The organism is Ulvibacterium marinum (genome assembly GCF_003626755.1).
In the GTDB taxonomy this organism is placed as follows: domain Bacteria; phylum Bacteroidota; class Bacteroidia; order Flavobacteriales; family Flavobacteriaceae; genus Ulvibacterium; species Ulvibacterium marinum.
Map to the genome: position 1 here is coordinate 1,250,077 of NZ_RBCJ01000002.1, position 18,882 is coordinate 1,268,958.

At 44.3% G+C, this 18,882-nt stretch carries 11 protein-coding genes; all 11 read left to right on the forward strand.

The genetic code is table 11. The annotated features are described in order from the left end of the window. Positions 1–150: 150 nt before the first annotated feature. The 11 genes from D7Z94_RS12760 (at position 151) to D7Z94_RS12810 (ending at position 18,843) form a co-directional block, all read left to right on the forward strand. Positions 151–1,881: an IlvD/Edd family dehydratase gene (locus D7Z94_RS12760; RefSeq protein WP_120711910.1), complete on the forward strand. Its 1,731-nt coding sequence runs from the start codon at positions 151–153 to the stop codon at positions 1,879–1,881. An 11-nt stretch (positions 1,882–1,892) separates the two neighbouring features. Further along, positions 1,893–3,230, forward strand: a complete 1,338-nt coding sequence (locus D7Z94_RS12765) for a GntP family permease (protein WP_120711911.1) — start codon at positions 1,893–1,895, stop codon at positions 3,228–3,230. Between the two features lie 52 nt (positions 3,231–3,282). Further along, positions 3,283–5,793: a DUF7133 domain-containing protein gene (locus D7Z94_RS12770; protein ID WP_170158842.1), complete on the forward strand. Its 2,511-nt coding sequence runs from the start codon at positions 3,283–3,285 to the stop codon at positions 5,791–5,793. Positions 5,794–5,802: 9 nt separating this feature from the next. Next, positions 5,803–9,711 (forward strand): PVC-type heme-binding CxxCH protein, encoded by a 3,909-nt coding sequence (locus D7Z94_RS12775; protein ID WP_120711912.1) that lies wholly within the window; start codon positions 5,803–5,805, stop codon positions 9,709–9,711. A gap of 48 nt (positions 9,712–9,759) precedes the next feature. Further along, positions 9,760–11,769 (forward strand): glycoside hydrolase family 127 protein, encoded by a 2,010-nt coding sequence (locus D7Z94_RS12780; protein ID WP_120712067.1) that lies wholly within the window; start codon positions 9,760–9,762, stop codon positions 11,767–11,769. After that, on the forward strand, positions 11,766–13,475 hold the full coding sequence (locus tag D7Z94_RS12785; protein ID WP_120711913.1) for an arylsulfatase: 1,710 nt from the start codon (positions 11,766–11,768) through the stop codon (positions 13,473–13,475). Before D7Z94_RS12780 ends, D7Z94_RS12785 begins: the two co-directional genes overlap by 4 nt. A gap of 142 nt (positions 13,476–13,617) precedes the next feature. Further along, on the forward strand, positions 13,618–15,000 hold the full coding sequence (locus tag D7Z94_RS12790) for a glycoside hydrolase family 88 protein (protein WP_120711914.1): 1,383 nt from the start codon (positions 13,618–13,620) through the stop codon (positions 14,998–15,000). 1 nt (position 15,001) lies between these two features. Next, entirely contained in the window at positions 15,002–16,450 is a 1,449-nt protein-coding gene (locus D7Z94_RS12795; RefSeq protein WP_120711915.1) for an oxidoreductase, read from the forward strand. Continuing rightward, a complete protein-coding gene (locus D7Z94_RS12800; RefSeq protein WP_120711916.1) occupies positions 16,447–17,220 on the forward strand; it encodes a 3-ketoacyl-ACP reductase in 774 nt (257 codons plus the stop codon). The genes D7Z94_RS12795 and D7Z94_RS12800 overlap by 4 nt, the downstream gene beginning before the upstream one ends. Beyond that, entirely contained in the window at positions 17,217–17,438 is a 222-nt protein-coding gene (locus tag D7Z94_RS12805; RefSeq protein WP_120711917.1) for a hypothetical protein, read from the forward strand. The genes D7Z94_RS12800 and D7Z94_RS12805 overlap by 4 nt, the downstream gene beginning before the upstream one ends. After that, the gene (locus tag D7Z94_RS12810; protein ID WP_120711918.1) at positions 17,428–18,843 is read left to right on the forward strand and encodes a sodium:solute symporter family protein; all 1,416 of its coding nucleotides are present in this window, start codon (positions 17,428–17,430) and stop codon (positions 18,841–18,843) included. Before D7Z94_RS12805 ends, D7Z94_RS12810 begins: the two co-directional genes overlap by 11 nt. Positions 18,844–18,882: the final 39 nt, after the last annotated feature.

Genomic DNA, 18,882 nt, shown 5'->3' on the forward strand with positions numbered 1-18,882 from the left:
ATAATTATAAAAAAATCATCAAAAGAACATCAAGATGATAAATAAATAAGCATTCCGTTTTGTTAACTGTAGTAAAGATGATACCTTATTCCGAAATTTTTAAAAATCAAAAAATGGGCGACTTGAACATGAAAAGGTCAAATTTGAAATATGGGGAATAAGAATCAAAAAAAAATGCGAAGTGAGGATTGGTTTAATCCCGAAGATGAAAAATCAGCTTTTATACACAGGTCCTGGCTTAGAAACCAGGGGTATCCCAATGACTATTTTGAGGGGCGTCCGGTAATTGGTATTTGCAATACGTGGTCGGAACTCACACCTTGCAATGGACATCTTCGTGAATTTGCGGAATTCGTGAAACGAGGGGTGCTAGAAGCTGGAGGCGTGCCATTTGAATTCCCCGTGACCAGTCTGGGCGAAATCCTGATGCGACCTACAGCGATGCTTTTTCGGAATTTGGCCAGTATGGATACCGAAGAAAGTATTCGAGCCAATCCACTTGATGGTGTAGTGCTATTGACCGGATGCGACAAGACCACCCCTTCCACGGTAATGGGCGCATGTAGCGTAGATCTTCCCACCATAGTGGTACCAGGTGGGCCTATGCTTAACGGTAAGTATAAAGGTGAACGTATTGGTTCGGGCACTTTTGTTTGGCAATTGAAGGATAAGATCAAAAACGAGGGGTTCACAAAAGAAGACCAAATAGAGGCCGAAATATGTTCCGCTCGAAGTGCCGGGCATTGTATGACCATGGGAACGGCCTCCACTATGGCATGTATGGTAGAGTCACTTGGGCTTACCCTTCCCGGTGCTGCAGCAATCCCAGCGGTGGATTCCAGAAAAAAAGTAATGGCGCAACTCTCGGGTAGACGTATTGTGGAAATGGTCAAGGAAGACCTTAAACTATCTAAAATATTGACCAAGGAAGCTTTTGAAAATGCCATAAAAATCAATGCCGCCATAGGTGGATCCACCAATTTCATTATTCACTTATTGGCCATTGCCGGTCGAATAGGAATAAAACTTGACTTGAAAGAATTTGACACCCTAGGAAGCAAAATTCCCTTGTTGGTCAATTTGATGCCTTCCGGTAAATATCTCATGGAGGATTTCTTTGATGCCGGCGGCCTTCCCGTAGTAATAAAAGAAATGAAAGATCAACTTCATAAAAATGTGATTACTGCAAATGGCAAATCCCTTATAGAAAACAACGTTACTGCAGAATGCTATAATTCAGAAGTCATTGCTACCTTGGACAAACCCTTTATGGAAGAGGCCGGTATTGCGGTTTTGTATGGAAATCTGTGTGAGGACGGGGCGGTGATAAAACCATCTGCGGCAACTCCGGAACTGATGACCCATAGGGGCAAGGCCGTGGTCTTTGAGACCATAGAGGACTTCCTATCATCCGTGGACAATCCGGATTTGGATATTGATGAAAACAGTATAATGGTTTTGAAAGGTGTAGGGCCCGTAGGATATCCGGGAATGGCCGAGGTAGGCAATATGGATATCCCGGAAAAACTGCTAAAAAAAGGAGTAAAGGATATGGTACGCATCTCGGATGGACGGATGAGCGGTACCGCTTTTGGTACGGTAGTACTCCATGTATCTCCGGAATCTTCTATCGGTGGTCTTTTGGCCCTTGTGCAATCAGGTGATTCCATTGTTTTGGATGTGCCTAACCGTAAACTTCACTTGGAGGTGGATGAGGCCGAAATCCAAAAAAGAAAAGCGGCCTGGACCCCACCTACACCACCAATGAATAGAGGCTATACCAGTCTGTATACCAAAACCGTTCAACAATCGCACCTAGGGGCCGATCTTGATTTTTTAGTCGGAAAATCAGGGGACCAGGTAAGTAGGGACGCTCACTAAAACAACCAACCATGATCAATATTATTCTGTTATTACTAAGTGTTCTAATTATAATTCTGCTGACCGTAAAGTGGAAGGTACATCCATTTTTATCCCTTTTGGCGGCGGCACTATTTTTTGCCCTTTTTTCCGGCATGACCCTGGATACCATAGTTAATCTGGTCAATGATGGTTTTGGAATCACGTTGGGAAAAATTGGTATTGTAATTGTTTTGGGGGTTATTATAGGAGCCTTTTTGGAACATTCCGGAGGTGCCTATAAATTAGCCGAGGTGGTCCTGCGCGTTATCGGGAAAAAACGGGTTCACGAGGCCATGGGCATTGTAGGTTTTATTGTCTCCATTCCTGTATTTGCCGATAGTGGGTTCATTATACTTAATCCCTTGAACAAAAGCTTGACCAAAAGGGCAGGGCTCTCCATTGTTGGCACGGCTACGGCCTTGATTCTAGGTTTGATGATTACCCATGTACTGGTTCCTCCTACCCCCGGGCCCATAGCAGCGGCGGGAATCATAGGTGCCGATGTGGGGCTGGTCATGTTGATAGGGCTTGTAGTAGGACTGTTGTCCTTGATCATTGCCGTAATCTACTGTAAAAAAATGGGGGCCAAAAAGTACATAGATCCCAATCCCGACATTACGGAAGAGGTTATCCAAGAACGAATGAAACAGGCGCCAAGCGCCTTCAAGTCCTTCCTGCCTATATTGATTCCCATTTTGCTCATTGTAGGAAAATCCATTTTGGAGTTTAACATGGTCGAAGGGGAAGAAGTTTCGGGCCTCATGAAGTTTATCTCTTTTGTTGGCTCTCCAATTATAGCATTGATGATCGGTATGCTTTTCGCTTTTCTTTTACCGAAAAAGTGGGACAATGAAATGTTGGCTACAACAGGTTGGGTCGGGAAGGCACTTTCGGATGCCTCCAATATTATTTTGATTACGGGAGCAGGGGGTATTTTTGGAACAATATTACAAAATAGTGGTATCGCCGATACTTTGGCAGATTCCCTATCTGGTGCCAACCTCGGTATTTGGCTCCCATTTTTATTATGTGCGGCCATTAAAAGTGCCCAAGGTTCATCTACGGTTGCCTTGATAACCACAGCATCTATTGTAGCTCCCTTGTTGGCAACGATGGGCTTTACCACGGAAATCGACAAGGCTTTGGTAGTTTCGGCCATTGGAGCCGGTGCCATGGTCGTTTCACATGCCAATGATAGCGGATTTTGGATTCTCACCCAATTTTCAGGTATTGATGTTAAAACGGGATATCGGGTGTATACCCTGGGGACATTAGTTGTAGGAACTAGTGCCGCATTTATGGTTTTTCTGGCTAGTTTTCTTTTCTAAACCATAGCCAAAATTAATATGGAAAAAGGTTGGTAGGTGTACGCTAAAATGTATGGGGATTTATTCTAAAAATATCGTATGGTTTACTCTTGTCCTGGCATGTTTACTATTAAGTTTATCAGGTTGTAAAAAAGACCCCTCCCCACCCCTATCTCCAGAAAAAGCTCTAATTTCTTTTGTTTTGGCGGATGATAGTTTACAAATTCAACTAGTCGCCGCCGAACCTTTGGTACAGGATCCCGTAGCTATTTCGTTCGATGAAGGCGGAAGACTTTGGGTGGTGGAAATGCTAGGGTTTATGTCCGATATTGATGGTACCGGCGAAAAAGATCGCGTAGGTCGTATCTCGGTATTGTTCGATGATGATCAAGATGGCCAAATGGATCGAGGCCAGATCTTTCTGGATAGCCTTGTACTGCCTAGGGCCCTTGCGGTCATCAAAGGAGGTGCTTTGGTAGCCGAAAACATCCCGCTTTGGCATATCCAGGATACTGATGGAGACTTTAAGGCGGATACTAAAACCTTGATCGATTCTACCTACGGAGGTAGTGGCATGCCCGAACATTCCGCGAACGGGCTTTGGCGGGGAATGGACAACTGGCTCTACAACGCTAAATCTAAATACCGGTATCGAAACATCAATGGGGAATGGGTAAAGGATGAAACTGAATTCCGCGGGCAATGGGGCATTATCCATGACGATTCTGGCCGACTATTTTATAACTACAACTGGTCACAGTTGCACGCCGATCTGGTTCCTCCAAATGCTTTGCAGCGGAATAAAAACCATACCCCATCAAGCGGAATTGACCATGGTTTGACTTTGGAACGCAAGATATTTCCCATTCGCAGCAACACGGCTGTAAATCGGGGGTATGTTCCAGGTACTCTGGATCAGGAAGGACGCTTGTTGGAATTTGCCTCAGCCTGTGGCCCATTGATCTACAGAGGGAATATCCTACCAAGGGATTACAAGGGTGATGCCTTTGTTTGCGAACCCACGGCCAACCTTATCAAACGCAATAAAATTACAGAAGAGGGCTTTATGCTAAGTGCTCAAGGCGTTTATAAGAATCGGGAATTTTTGGCATCGACCGATGAGCGATTCCGGCCTATTTCCTTAGCTTCAGGCCCTGACGGAGCCTTATATGTAGTGGATATGTACAAAGGAATCATTCAGCATGGCCCGTATATGACCCCCTATCTTCGAAAAGTAACCTTGGAACGCAAACTCGATAGACCCATCCATATGGGTCGCATCTGGAGGATAACCTCAAAAAAGAAAAGTCGGGAAAAACCCATTGACCTTTCCCAGGCCGATTCCAAGACTTTGGTTGCCCTTTTGGGGCACCCCAATGGATGGACGCGTGACATGGCCCAGCGATTATTGGTCGAAAAAGGAGAACCTATTGCTTATGACCTGGAAGAAGTAATCAAAAAGGGAAATCCTCTTGCCCAATTGCATGCCTTATGGACATTGGAAGGCCTAGGTTTGGCACAACCAGAGGTGTTGTTGCCAGCTTTACGATCCGAAAATTCTAGGGTGGCCCAAACGGCTTTGCGATTGATCGGTGGTAAAGATTCCGACCATGTAGATGTAAAAAAGGAAATTACCAAATTTATAGAGGAAACCTATGATCAAGCTTCGCCTTTGTTACAGATGCAAATGGTACTGGAAAGTAGTGAAATCGATTCCGAAATTGCATTCGATATTGCACAGAAGTTCCTATCACGCTTTGGACAATTGCCCGTAGCCAGGGATGTCGTGATGAGCAGTCTTCAAAATAGAGAGGCCGCATTGTTGAAGACGCTACTAGTCAAATCGGGATGGAAGACCTACAATCAAGCTAAGGAAATATTCATTGAAATGTTGGGCACGGCCATTGCTAATAAAGGTTCGGAGAAAGAAGTACAACACATGTTGGCCTTGACCCAAGATAAAATGCTGAAGAATCAAAAATGGATCAAAAATGCGTTGATAAATGGGATGCTCAATTCCAAAGGTACCAACGCCATGGGAGAAATAGTGCTTTCAAGAAAACCAACTCTTTTAAAAAATGAAGCATTACCCGAAGAACTCCTTCAAAAATTGACTTGGCCCGGAAAGCCTAAAAAGCAACTTGCCATAAAAAAAGCCGAACATAAAGTTGACCCTCAACAGTTTGCCCAGGGAAGACAAAAGTACTTAAATCTCTGTGCCAATTGTCACGGTACGCAAGGCGAAGGTATATCCCGTTTTGCTCCTCCCCTTAAAAATTCGGAATGGGTCACCGGGGCGGATTACAGATTGGCTATGATATTGTTACATGGTATGGAAGGCCCGGTTACCGTAAATGGCAAGAAATTTGGCATCCCGGACATTTTACCCAGCATGCCCTCGTTCTCTACCCTACAAAACGAGGATATCGCTGCTATTTCCACCTATATTCGAAATGCCTGGGGCCACTCGCAGAAACCTTTATCCGCGGGAGCTGTAGGTCATATTCGTTTTCGTACCCAAGGGCAGGTAACCCCCTGGAAAGCAACAGAACTGGATACTTTGGTCTTTGATATGGACTTATAAAACGATAACATGAAAGATGTGCTTAGGTATTTCATTTTTGTCTTGGGGTTTACCTGTATAGCTGCCTGTCAGACTAAAAAAAGTAAACAGCAAATCGTTGAAAACGGCCAAGAGCATAGTTTTGTCATCAAAAAAGGAGATGACGTTATAGAAGTATTCACTGCCGATGACAATGTGGCCTTGGTCACTCAAAATATCAAAGCTGACTTTCGTCCATTTATCCATCCTATTTTAGCGCCCGGTTCCACTGCTGAGCTGACGCAGTACAGTCCTGGTCACCATCCGCACCAAACTGGACTCTATTGGGGTTTCACCCGTGTAAACGGTGCTGGAATCGATTCCGCCGGGTTAAAAAAATGGTTCTATGACCGGAACAAACCCGAAGACATAAAGAAAAAAATAGGGAGGGATTATTTTCATTTTCCCGGAGGAGACCATTGGCAAAAAGTATCGGCCCAAGTGCTCATACCCGAAGGGAAGGAAGTAAAATGGAAGACCGTGTACCACATGCTGGATGAGGCCGGTATACCCATCTTAAAGGAGTCCCAGACCTGGACCTTCACCGAGAAATCGGATAGCTACCTTATGAGTTTGGAATGGCAAGGGGAGGCGCTTACCGATATTACCGTCAACGAATTTGATTATGGTGGATTGTTTCTTAGAATGCCTTGGAAAGAGGGAATCAAAGGCGAGGTGGAGAATGCTGCTCGGCAACGCAACGAAAAGGCCGAAGGACAACGAGCCATGTGGGTAAATGCGGGTATGGAAATCGCTGGATTGGACGAATGGGGCCATATTGCCATTTTTGATCATCCCGATAATAAAGGCTTTCCCCAGACTTGGCGGGTGGACTCCCAATTGGGCATCGGACCGGTACGTGCAAAAATGGGAGATTGGCATATTAAAAAAGGGGAAGTCGAAACCATACGGCATCAAATAGTAGCTTATACCGGAAAACTGAACGCCATTAAAATGGACGACCTCTGGGGAGACTATGTTGGCGATAAAGGAATGTACAATACCGCTTCGCTTTGGGAGCTTGCCAAAAAAGAGGGACGGGATGCCAAATTACTGAGTCCGCAAGAAGCGGTGGAAGCCATGACCTTAAAAGAAGGTTACCAAGTGAATGCATTTGCATCCGAACCTATGATTACGCAGCCCATGGCATTCTGTTGGGATGATAAGGGGCGAATGTGGATTGCCGAGAATCGCGATTATGAATCCCGAGGACATGGTTTTTCAAATTTCGGTGACAGCCGCATCCTCATTTTGGAAGATACCGATAAAGACGGAATTGCCGATAGCAAAAAAGTCTTTTTGGAAGGTATTCCATTCCCTTCGGCCATTGCCGTTGGTCACGGAGGACTTTTTTTAGGAGCACCACCCAACTTATTGTTTGTACCCGATAAAAATGGAGATGATAAAGCAGATGAGGAAGATATCAAGGTTCTATTGACCGGTTGGGGTATTCGGGATCGGCATGAAACCATCAACAGTTTGCATTGGGGCCCGGATGGCTGGCTCTATGGCCTTGAAGGGTTTGCTACACCATCGGTCATACGAAAACCAAAAGGCAAAGGTCGCATTTACAGACACCGGGAGGCCTTCCCAGAAGATTTGCTGGATGCGGATGGAGTGGATATCAATGGGGGCGTTTGGCGTTACCATCCCATAAAAGATCGTTTTGAAGTGGTCTCGCATGGTTTTAGCAATCCTTGGGGCATCGATTATGATTCCAAAGGCCAACTATTTATTTCTGCATGTGTCATCCCTCATTTATTTCATATCATTCCTGGTGGTATTTATCATAGACAAGGCGGGCAACATTTTAATCCTTATGTCTATGAGGACATTAAGACCATCGTAGATCATCGCCATCGATCCGCTCATGGTGGTGCAAGAATTTATCAATCCGATGCCTTCCCCAATGATCAATACGGGCGGCTTTTTATGGCCAACATTCATGAGCACGCCGTGCTATCAGATATATTGACCCCGAATGGTTCCGGTTTTACAGCGAGCCACGGAGAGGACTTTATGTTGGCCAACAATGCCCAATGGGTAGGATTCAGCATGGAGGTAGGTCCGGAAGGCGGACTCTATGTCCTCGATTGGCACGATGCGGATATTTGTGGTGGGGAAGTACTCAACAAGGAAACGGGTCGCGTTTTTAGAATTATGCCGGAAAAATCTACTGCTAAAAATTGGCCGGGGAGATTTGAAGATCTAAATAAACAAAGTGACCTGGAGCTAGTGGAATTGCAACGGAGTAAAAGCAACTGGCATGCACAAAGGGCAAGGGTAATCCTTCAGTATAGGGCGACAAAAAAAGCACTGGAAAAGGAGGCCATTACCCAATTGGAAAATGTTCTGAAAAAAGAAAGGAACGAAGATCTTAGGCTCCGTGCTTTGTGGACACTCTGGATCACAGGGAATATTACTTCTGACCGACTGATGGGACTGCTTAAAGACGGGCAGCAGTATGTCCGGGCATGGGCCATTCAATTTCTAACTGAAGATGGGCCACCATCGAAGACGGTGGTAGCAGCCCTTACCCGATTGGCAAAAAATGAAAACTCTCCCGTAGTCCGTAGGTATCTGGCCGGTGCGCTACAAAGAATAAACAAAGCCAATCGCTGGGATATGGCTTCATTTCTAGTACAATTTGAAGAAGACATAGATGATCCCAATATTCCGTTGATGTTGTGGTTCGGAATAGAACCCATGCTAGTGGACCGACCGGAAAAGGCACTGTTACTAGCCAATGTCAGTGCCATTCCGTCGCTAGTAGAAAAAATTGCTCGGCGTTTGCTAGATGGAGACCAATTGCAAAAGTTAATCGCCGAGATAGATAAAAAATCCAGCAAACAAAAATATCTATTGAAGGGTATATTGGCGGGTCTGGAAGGTAGATCGGACTTGAGGGAGCCCTCAAATTGGGCCTCGGTCTACAAATCGTTACAGTCCAACTCCGAACTGGTTACCTTATCAGATCAAATAGCACAGCATTTTGGTAATGCGGATGCGGCCAAAAAAATGATGGCGGTCATTAGCGATGCCAAGTCCAGTCCTGAACAAAAACAAAATGCGATAAAAAACCTCGCCCTCCACCAACGAGAGGAACTTGAAAAGGAGTTGCCCAAATTATTGGAGAATCCTAACCTTAGGATGGAGGCCATTCGGGCCATTGCCGCCTATGAAAATGAGAATCTGGGTAAGGCTCTGTTCCAGAAATATCAGGAACTTTCCTCTAAAGAGAAGCAGGAGGCCATCCTAACGCTCGCCTCAAGGGGCACCTATGGCAGAATTCTGGCCAATGCCATCAAGGAGGGGACCATCCCTAAAGAAGACATTCCGGCTTATGTCGCTATGCAAATGCGAAGGGTGGTAGGAAGTGGTTTTGTAGAAATTTGGGGGCCTATCGACGATATTTCAGGAGATATCCAAGGGCAGTTCAGCAAGTATCAACGATTGCTTTCCGATGAAGCCATAGCCAATGCCAATGCTACTGAAGGAAAAGGCATTTACCAGCGAACCTGCGCAGCATGTCACGTTATGTTCGGGGAGGGTGGGGTTATTGGACCTGATCTTACCGGTTCTAACCGTACCAATACAGCCTACCTTTTGAACAACATCCTAAATCCCAGTGGTGAAATTCAAGATGATTATAAACTAGTGGTAATCATTACTCAGGATGGCAGGACCTATAGTGGAAACGTTATTGCTGAAAATGATAGGAATATTACCCTTAGGGTGGTTGGGCAGGAACCAATTTCCATCAACAAATCAAAAATACGATCCAGGGATGTCACCGAAAAATCGATGATGCCCGAAGGCTTATTAAATACCCTAAGCGATTCGGATGTCCTGAATCTAATCGCTTATTTAAAAACATTGAATCCATCAAAAAATCTATGATTGTTTATTCACAGATTTCTTTATCATGCATACCAAAAAAATGAAGTGATGAAAAATATATGCCGGTTCAACTATATCGATTTCGTTTGGGTTAGAAACACTTTTATAATCTTACTGTTTTTAATTTCCTCTTGTAAAGAAAAGAAGATAGAAACGAAAATCGTGGAAACTTCGGCCACCCAGTTGGATTACCCGATACAACCAGTGCCGTTTACCTCGGTTACGATTAAAGATAATTTTTGGTCGCCCAGATTGGAAACAAATCGAAAAGTAACTATTCCTTATAACTTTCAAAAATGCAAAGAAACGGGGAGGCTCAGAAATTTTGCGATTGCCGGCGGACTTGAAGAGGGTGATTTTGAAGGTATTTTTTTTAATGATTCAGATGTGTTTAAGGTCATTGAAGGAGCTAGTTACTCCTTACAGGTTCATAGTGACCCACAGCTTGAATCATTCTTAGATGAATTGATAGCAAAAATAGCTGCGGCACAAGAGAAAGACGGCTATTTGTATACCAACCGTACCATAAATCCGGAAAAGGCAGCGGATGGTGCCGGTGAGAAAAGATGGACCAATCTTCAGACTTATCACGAGCTCTATAATGTGGGGCATCTGTATGAGGCAGCAGCTGCCCATTTTCAGGCAACCGAAAAAAGGTCATTACTGGAGGTGGCCCTTAAAAATGCCGACCTCATCGATAGCGTTTTTGGCCCCGGTAAAAACATGGGCGTGCCAGGCCATCAGGAAATAGAAATCGGATTGGTAAAATTATATCGCGTAACCGGTAAAAAAAGATATCTTGACCTTGCCAAGTTTTTCATTGATCAACGTGGAAATGCCGAAGGGCATAACACTACGGAAGGGAAGTATGCTGGAAAATATCAACAGGACCACGTACCACTTGCCGAACAAGAAGAGGCCGTTGGGCATTCCGTACGGGCCGGATATTTCTATGCTGGGGCTACTGACGTGGCGGCCTTGACCGGTGAAACGGCTTATGATGAGGCCCTAGACAAAATTTGGAACGATATTGTACACCAAAAAATTTATCTTACCGGGGGTATCGGTGCCGAACCCAAACACGAAGGCTTTGGACCGGATTATGAACTTCCGAACGCTACGGCCTATACGGAAACTTGTGCCGCTATTGCCCTTATGCTCTGGAACCATCGGATGTTTTTAAAGAGTGGTGATGTAAAATATATGGATGTTTTTGAAAGAACCCTGTATAATGGTTTTCTCGCCGGGGTTTCCCTTGAGGGGAACACCTTCTTTTATCCCAACCCCTTAGAAGTGGATGGCGTTTCAAAATTTAACCAGGGGGTATGTGGTAGATCGCCGTGGTTCGATTGTTCTTGTTGCCCTGTAAACGTTGTACGTATTCTACCTTCCCTTCCTGGTTATATGTATGCTGTTAAAGGCAATGAAGTATATGTGAACTTATATATTGGCAACGAGACTGAAATTCCTTTGGAAAATGGAAATTTGCAGCTTTCCCAAACCACAAATTATCCTTGGGAGGGTTCGGTAGAATTAGAGATTTTAAACAAGAAAGCTATTTCGGCCGTTCTAAAGCTAAGGGTTCCAGGATGGGCCAGGAACCAAGTAATGGATGGAGACCTGTACCGTTATAATGATAATCATTCCCCTGCCATTGTAGTGACTATAAATGGCGAACCTTCCAAAACATTAATCGAGGACGGTTACATAACATTGGAAAATGATACCTGGGCACCGAACGATAAAATCAATATCTCTTTCGAAATGCCCATTCGAAAGGTGGTGAGCCATGAATTGGTGGCCGCCAACGAGGGTAAAATTGCACTGGAACGTGGGCCATTGGTGTATTGTGCCGAAGAAGTTGATAATCCTAAAGGAGTCCTTGGCATTCAGATACCCGAGGAAGGGGAGGAACTCAACTATTCCTTCGATGCGGAACTATTGGGTGGCATTGGCAAAATCAATGGTCAAACAATTACCGCGGTTCCCTACTATTCCTGGGCACACCGGGAAATTGGGGAAATGTCCGTTTGGCTAAAGCAAAAAAGTACGCCATGAAGAAAACAATCGGCTATGTAGTCCTGGGTGTGATCCTACTTTTCCAAAGTTGCACATCCCCTACTCCATCAAAAAAGAATAATCTTCCGAACATTGTTCTCATTATGGGAGACGATATGGGCTATTCCGACATTGGCTGCTATGGCGGTGAGATTAAGACCCCGAGGCTAGATGAACTTGCCGCCAATGGCCTGCGGTTTACCCAATTCTACAATACCGCACGTTGTTGCCCTACACGAGCTTCCCTGCTCACAGGCCTTTATCCCCAACAAGCGGGAATTGGCCATATGGTCAATGACCGGGGGACGCCAGCTTTCAGAGGGGACTTAAGTTCCAATGCAGTAACCATTGCGGAGGCCTTAAAAAAATCGGGATATTCCACCTATATGTCCGGGAAATGGCATGTAACTCCCTATGTCATAGATAATCCGGACAAACACAATTGGCCCAAACAACGGGGTTTTGATAGGTTCTTTGGTATGATTTCCGGAGCAGGCAGTCTCTATGATCCGCGTTCCCTAACAGAGGATAATGCATATGTTGCACCTCGTGAAGGCTTTTATTGCACCACCGACTTTACCAATTATGCTGTGGAACGTATTGAGGAACATGAAACTAGTAATCCTTTTTTTCTGTATTTGTCCTACACAGCGGCACATTGGCCCATGCATGCACCGGACGAGGCCGTCGAAAAATATAAGGGACGCTACAATAAAGGCTGGGACGAGATGCGAAAAAATCGTTTTGAACGAATGAAAAAAATAGGGTTGACCAAAACAGAATGGGAACTTACTCCTCGTGATTCCCTCATACAGCATTGGTCCGAAGATATTCCGGATAAGGAATGGGAACTCGCCAATATGGAAACCTACGCCGCAATGATCACGCTAATGGACGAAGGTATTGGAAAAGTAGTGGACGCCCTTAAGGCCAAAGGGGAATTGGAGAATACCTTGATCATCTACCTGCAGGACAACGGTGCCTGTGCCGAGGAATTGAAATGGATGTCAAAACGTACCATGGAAAAGGACAGAGTGCCCTTAACCCCTGATGAGCTACAAACCGAAATGGTCCCCTTTTTTACTAGGGACGGCAAGCCCATTGGGATAATGAAAAATGGATGGCCAGGTCCACCGGATGGTTATACCGCCTATGGCCGTAACTGGGCCAATGTTAGCAATACGCCCTTTAGGGAATACAAGCACTGGGTACATGAGGGCGGTATTTCCTCGCCTTTAATTGTGCATTGGCCGGAAAAAATTAATCCTGAAACCACAGGAATCGGGGGATTTAGAACCGAGCCCGCCCACTTGATCGATATCATGGCAACCTGTGTAGATGTTGGTGGCGATCTTTACCCCACTACCTTTAATGGTAATGAAATACCACCCATGGAAGGTAAAAGTCTGGTTCCCGTATTTGAGGGAAAGCGACTGGAGAGAGATGCCATTTATTGGGAGCATGAAGGTAACCGTGCCATTAGGATGGGGAAATGGAAATTGGTCTCAAAAGCGAACAAAACGCATTCGTTCGTATGGGATCAAATTGATGATTTGGAGTTGGAAAATTGGGAGTTGTTCGATATGGAAAATGATCGTACAGAAATGCATAATTTGGCGCCAAAACATCCAGGGTTGGTACAAAAAATGGCCGAAATGTGGTCAATCTGGGCAAAAAGGACGGGTATTGTCCCAAGGCCATCATAAAACTCATTAAAATGATTTGTAAAGAATCAAGTTTCGAAAGCAGAGAGGATAGGTTCTTTATTCCTATATTTAAAACGCAATATGTTGTTAATTACTATTTCTTCAAGAAGCAAACTATACTACTCCAAAGCAAATTGAACTTATGCAGATAAACCCCGAACTAAAGACCCAAGACCTTAAGGATAAGATCGAAAGACTCTGGACCCTATCCGGGCAGAAAATAAAAAGTATGGCTTCCCATCTGGAAGGAGTTTCCGGCTCCCCGGTAGTTACTGTAAACGGAACCTATGAACCTAGAAGTTGGACGGATTGGACACAAGGCTTCCAGTATGGTTCCGAACTATTACAATTTGATGCCACAAAAGATGCCCATTTCCTAAATCTTGGTATCGATCATATAAAGGCACACATGCCACCCCATATTAGCCATTTTGGTGTACATGATCATGGTTTCAACAATCTAAGTACCTATGGCAACTGGCTCCGTTTGTTAAATGAAGGCAAGGTTGAACAGAATGCCGGTGCCAAGGAGTTCTGTGCCTTGGCACTTAAACTTTCGGCCTCGGTCCAGGCACAACGTTGGACCTCCCTTCCAGAAGGAGGATTCATCTACTCCTTTAATGGACCACATTCCCTATTTGTAGATACGATGCGGACTATTCGAATTTTGGTTGTAGGTCATATGTTGGGTCACTATTCTTCTGGTGAGAACGATTCCAAAATAAATTTGCTTAAAAGGGCCTATCAACATGCCTTGGCCTCGGCAAAGTATTCTATTTATTACGGCGAAGGACGTGATACGTATGACGTATGGGGAAGAACGGCCCACGAAGCTATATTTAATACGAATGACGGTAACTTTCGCTCTCCTTCCACCCAACAGGGGTATAGCGGGTTTTCTACTTGGACACGCGGTTTAAGTTGGGCTATGCTAGGCTTCGCGGAACAATTGGAATTTCTGCAAAGTCAAGAACACTTGCCAGAACTGGACGAGTTGGGCGGAAAAGCATATATAGAGGAAGTTTTTCTAAAGGCCGCAAGGGCCACTTGCGATTTTTATTTGGAAAATAGTGCCATCGATGGAATTCCATATTGGGATACCGGAGCGCCTGGATTGTTTCATCTTCTAGATTGGCGAAATAAAAAATCGGACCCCTTCAATGATTACGAACCTATTGACAGTTCGGCGGCAGCTATAGGGGCCCAAGGTTTATTGAGGTTGGGCAACTATTTAAAAGTGAGGAACAAGGCCGATGCGGATACCTATTGGTCCGCAGGTTTGACCATAGCCGATAGTCTTTTCGATGAGCCATACCTCAGTACAAATGAAAATCATCAAGGATTGATTCTACATGCCATCTATCACCGCCCCAATGGTTGGGACCATATTCCAAAAGGTAGTACCATTCCCAATGGCGAGGCCTGTATGTGGGGGGATTATCACACCCGGGAACTGGCGTTGTATTTAGGCGAGGTTATCAAGGGTGATTCGTATTATACATTCTTTAAAGGTATAACATTGTAATATGGCCAAATCAAGACCAAAGTTTCCACGCATTGCACAATTGAAGACCGCCGAAAGTTTTGCTCAACATCTCTCAAAAATCGGGGCCGATTTGCCTTTTAATGAAACATTGAATAATACGGGGCAATCCATTATGAACCAGCCTTTTAAACTCAAATCGGGCAGGGTTATCGGTAATCGATTTTGCATTCTTCCCATGGAAGGATGGGATGGAACGTTAGAAGGTAGGCCTTCGGAAATGACCAAGCGACGATGGCATAATTTTGCCATCAGCGGGGCCAAACTACTTTGGGGATGTGAAGCTGTCGCAGTAAACCCGGAAGGCAGGGCCAATCCGAATCAGTTGTTGATCAATGAAGCCAATTTGGATGCGTTCAAAATTCTATACAACAATTTGATCGAAGCCCACGAATCCAAATTCGGAACAACATCTGACTTGTATATTGGTCTGCAACTCACCCATTCCGGTAGGTTTGCGATTCCGGATGAGGACCGAAAGCGTAAGCCCAAGATTTTATATAAGCATTCTATTCTGAATAAAAAATTTAATCTTCCAGAGGATTACCCAACATTGACCGATACTGAAATCGATACCCTGGTAGAAGATTTTATAAAGGGAGCCGCACTTGCCAAAGAAGCGGGGTATCAATTCGTAGACATCAAACATTGTCATGGATATTTGGGCCATGAATTTCTAAGTGCCTTCAATCGCGAAGGAAAATATGGAGGCTCCTTGGAGAATCGTATGCGTTTTATAACATCTATAGTGGATGGCATTAAAGCCACTAGCAATATACCTGTTGCGGTTAGGCTTAGTGCCTTTGATTGGATTCCATTTACAAAAGATGAAAACGACATAGGAGTCCCCGAAAAATCCCCAAATACATACAGTGAAGCATTTGGGGGAACGGATCAAGGCCTTGGAATTGATCTTTCCGAAGTTTTCGAAATGATCGGTTATTTGGAAAAATTAGGCGTCGAAATGGTTTGCATCACAGCCGGAAGTCCGTATTACGTTCCCCATATCCAAAGGCCAGCACTTTTCCCACCTTCTGATGGTTATCTCCCTCCAGAAGATCCACTTCTTGGAGTTGCGCGCCAAATACAGGTTACCCATGAAATAAAAAGAAAATTTCCCAACCTTGCCATTGTGGGATCGGCCTATTCTTATCTTCAGGAATGGCTACCCCATGTGGCCGAGGCCGTCGTGGAAAATCATATGGCGGATTTTGTCGGTTTGGGGAGAATGGTATTGAGTTACCCTGATATGCCGGATGACATTATAAACGGGAGACCACTAACTCGGGGTAAAATTTGTAGAACTTTTTCAGATTGTACCACGGCACCTCGTATAGGTATGATATCCGGTTGTTTTCCCTTGGATCCCTATTATAAAGCAAAACCTGAAGCTGTTCAGTTGAAAGCCTTCAAAAAAAATTCTGGCTTATGACAAAAAATGTTTTGATTACCGGGGGATCGCGCGGGATTGGATTAGGTATTGCCAGAGCGTTGGCAAAAGGTGGTTGCAATTTGGCCATTAATGGGGTTAGGGAAGCTAAGAACGTCGCCTTAGCTTTAAAAGAGTTACAAGGACTCGGCGCCAAAAAGGTAATCTACTGTCAAGGAAATATAGCCGTTCCCAAGGAAAGGGAAAAAATAGTTACGGAAGTATTGGAGGCTTTTGGCCAACTTCATGTACTGGTCAATAATGCCGGTGTTGGTCCTTTAAAAAGGCTTGACGTATTGGAGACTACGGAAGAAAGTTATGACCGGGTGATGGACATTAATCTTAAAGGGCCTTTTTTCCTTACCCAAAAAGTGGCCGATCACATGATACAATACAAAGAGAAGAACACGGAAAACGTTCCTTGCATCATCAACATATCATCTATCAGTGCTACCACGGCCTCCATAAGCCGTGGAGAATACTGTTTATCCAAAGCCGGTCTGAGTATGATGACCCAATTGTTCGCTACAAAACTGGGTGAATACGGCATACCTGTATATGAGGTAAGACCAGGGGTAATTGAAACTGATATGACGGCAAAGGTACTTCAGAAATACCAAGAAATGATTAATAAGGGACTTATGCTTCAATCCAGGATAGGGTCTCCAGAAGATGTGGGCCAGGCGGTTTTGGCCTTGGTAGAAGGAAAATTCCCTTACTCCACCGGTCAAGTGATTATGGTCGATGGAGGTTTAACTATACCCAGATTATGAAAAAAAGACGTGTTGCCCTATTAAAGATTTTGGATGGCCTGGCCCTTCTCACCTTCATTGCCTCATTCAGTCCTTTGGTGACCCCTGAACATGTGGCCGAACCTTTTATATTGGGACTGCCCTATACCTTAGGGGCAGGACTTTTGGTCAGTTTTCTTTTTGTAATCCTCGCTTATCTGGTATCCATCATAAACAAAGAAGAGAACCATGCTGACTAAGTTTTTAATTGCGGGCGCGATTTATCTGGGTATCTTGGTCTTTTTGGTAAGACGTACACGTGTTAAGGAAAAAACCACATCAAGCTATCTACTAGGTGGTGGTAATATAGGGTTTGTTATTGGGCTTTTCACAACAGCGGCTACCTTATTCAGCGCTTTTACCGTAATAGGGATGCCGGACTTTTTCCGTACACATGGTATTGGGGCTTGGATTTTTTTGGCAGTTTCGGATACTATGATGGTCTATGCCTTAATCCGGGTAGGAGAAATGCTCAGAAGAAAAGCAAGAAAACTGGATTTTAAAGGAATGTCCGGTTTAATGGTCAATACCTATGGGGCAAAATTAGCAGGGTATGTAGCTTTTGGGGGAGCGGTGATTTTTTTGATTCCCTATATAGCTGTACAAATTAGTGGTATTTCTATATTTCTTAACGCGGCCTTTCCAAATGCGATTCCTGTCTGGGCGTGGAGCCTGATTATTGTAGGTATTATGATATTATATAGTGAAACAGGTGGTCTTAGGGCAATTATGTATAACGACACCTTACAGGGAATTCTACTTTTTATAACCATATGGATCATTGGTTGGAACTGTGTAAGTCATTTTGGGAACATGACGTCCATGTTCGATAAGGTTGAATCCATCAGCAATGAATTACTCTCCGTTCCCGGTCCCAAAGGACTATTTACCACTCAATTTTTGATTATTTCGGCCATTGCTATCATTTCATTACCTTTTACACAACCACAGATTTCTACTCGGGTTGTCATCATGAAAAGCAGTTCGGCTTTGCGTAAGATGGCCATTGGTCTGGGCATTGTAGCCATATTGATTATTCTTCCCACGCTGTTTATGGGAATGTATGGAGCGGTATTGTATCCAGAGGCATCCACCCAGGAATTTATAGGACATGTACTTTTATACGATCAAGCTGAAGGTATAGCAGCATTAGGATTGATAGGGCTGATTGCGGCGGCTATTTCAACTTCTGATTCCCAAATATTCGCACTAGGTTCGGAGCTAAGGTCGTTACTTACCTTAGGGGATAAAAAAGCGATTTTAATAACCCGAGTCTTTATTTTCTTTTTTGGGATATTGGCCCTAATTTTTTCCATCCTCAGTACAGAACATTTGGTTTTGTTGGCACGCACCAGTTTTACGGGAACAGCCATGATGGGCCCTATGATTCTGGTCGGTATACTGAGTTCACGAAAACCGTCGCTCCTAATGCCTATTGTAACCGTAATGGCTTTGATTACCTTCATTCTCGCCAAAATAGGAATTATTCCATCCAAAATAGGAGTCTTGGAAGTTGAGTTGTTCCTATTTTCAATACTGGCAATTGCCTGTGTTTTAGAAGGTTTTCTTCTAGGTAAAGCCAAGGGTACTACTTCAAAGAATTGAAGGGCCGTGCAAATGCATCGACGAAAAAATAATTACATT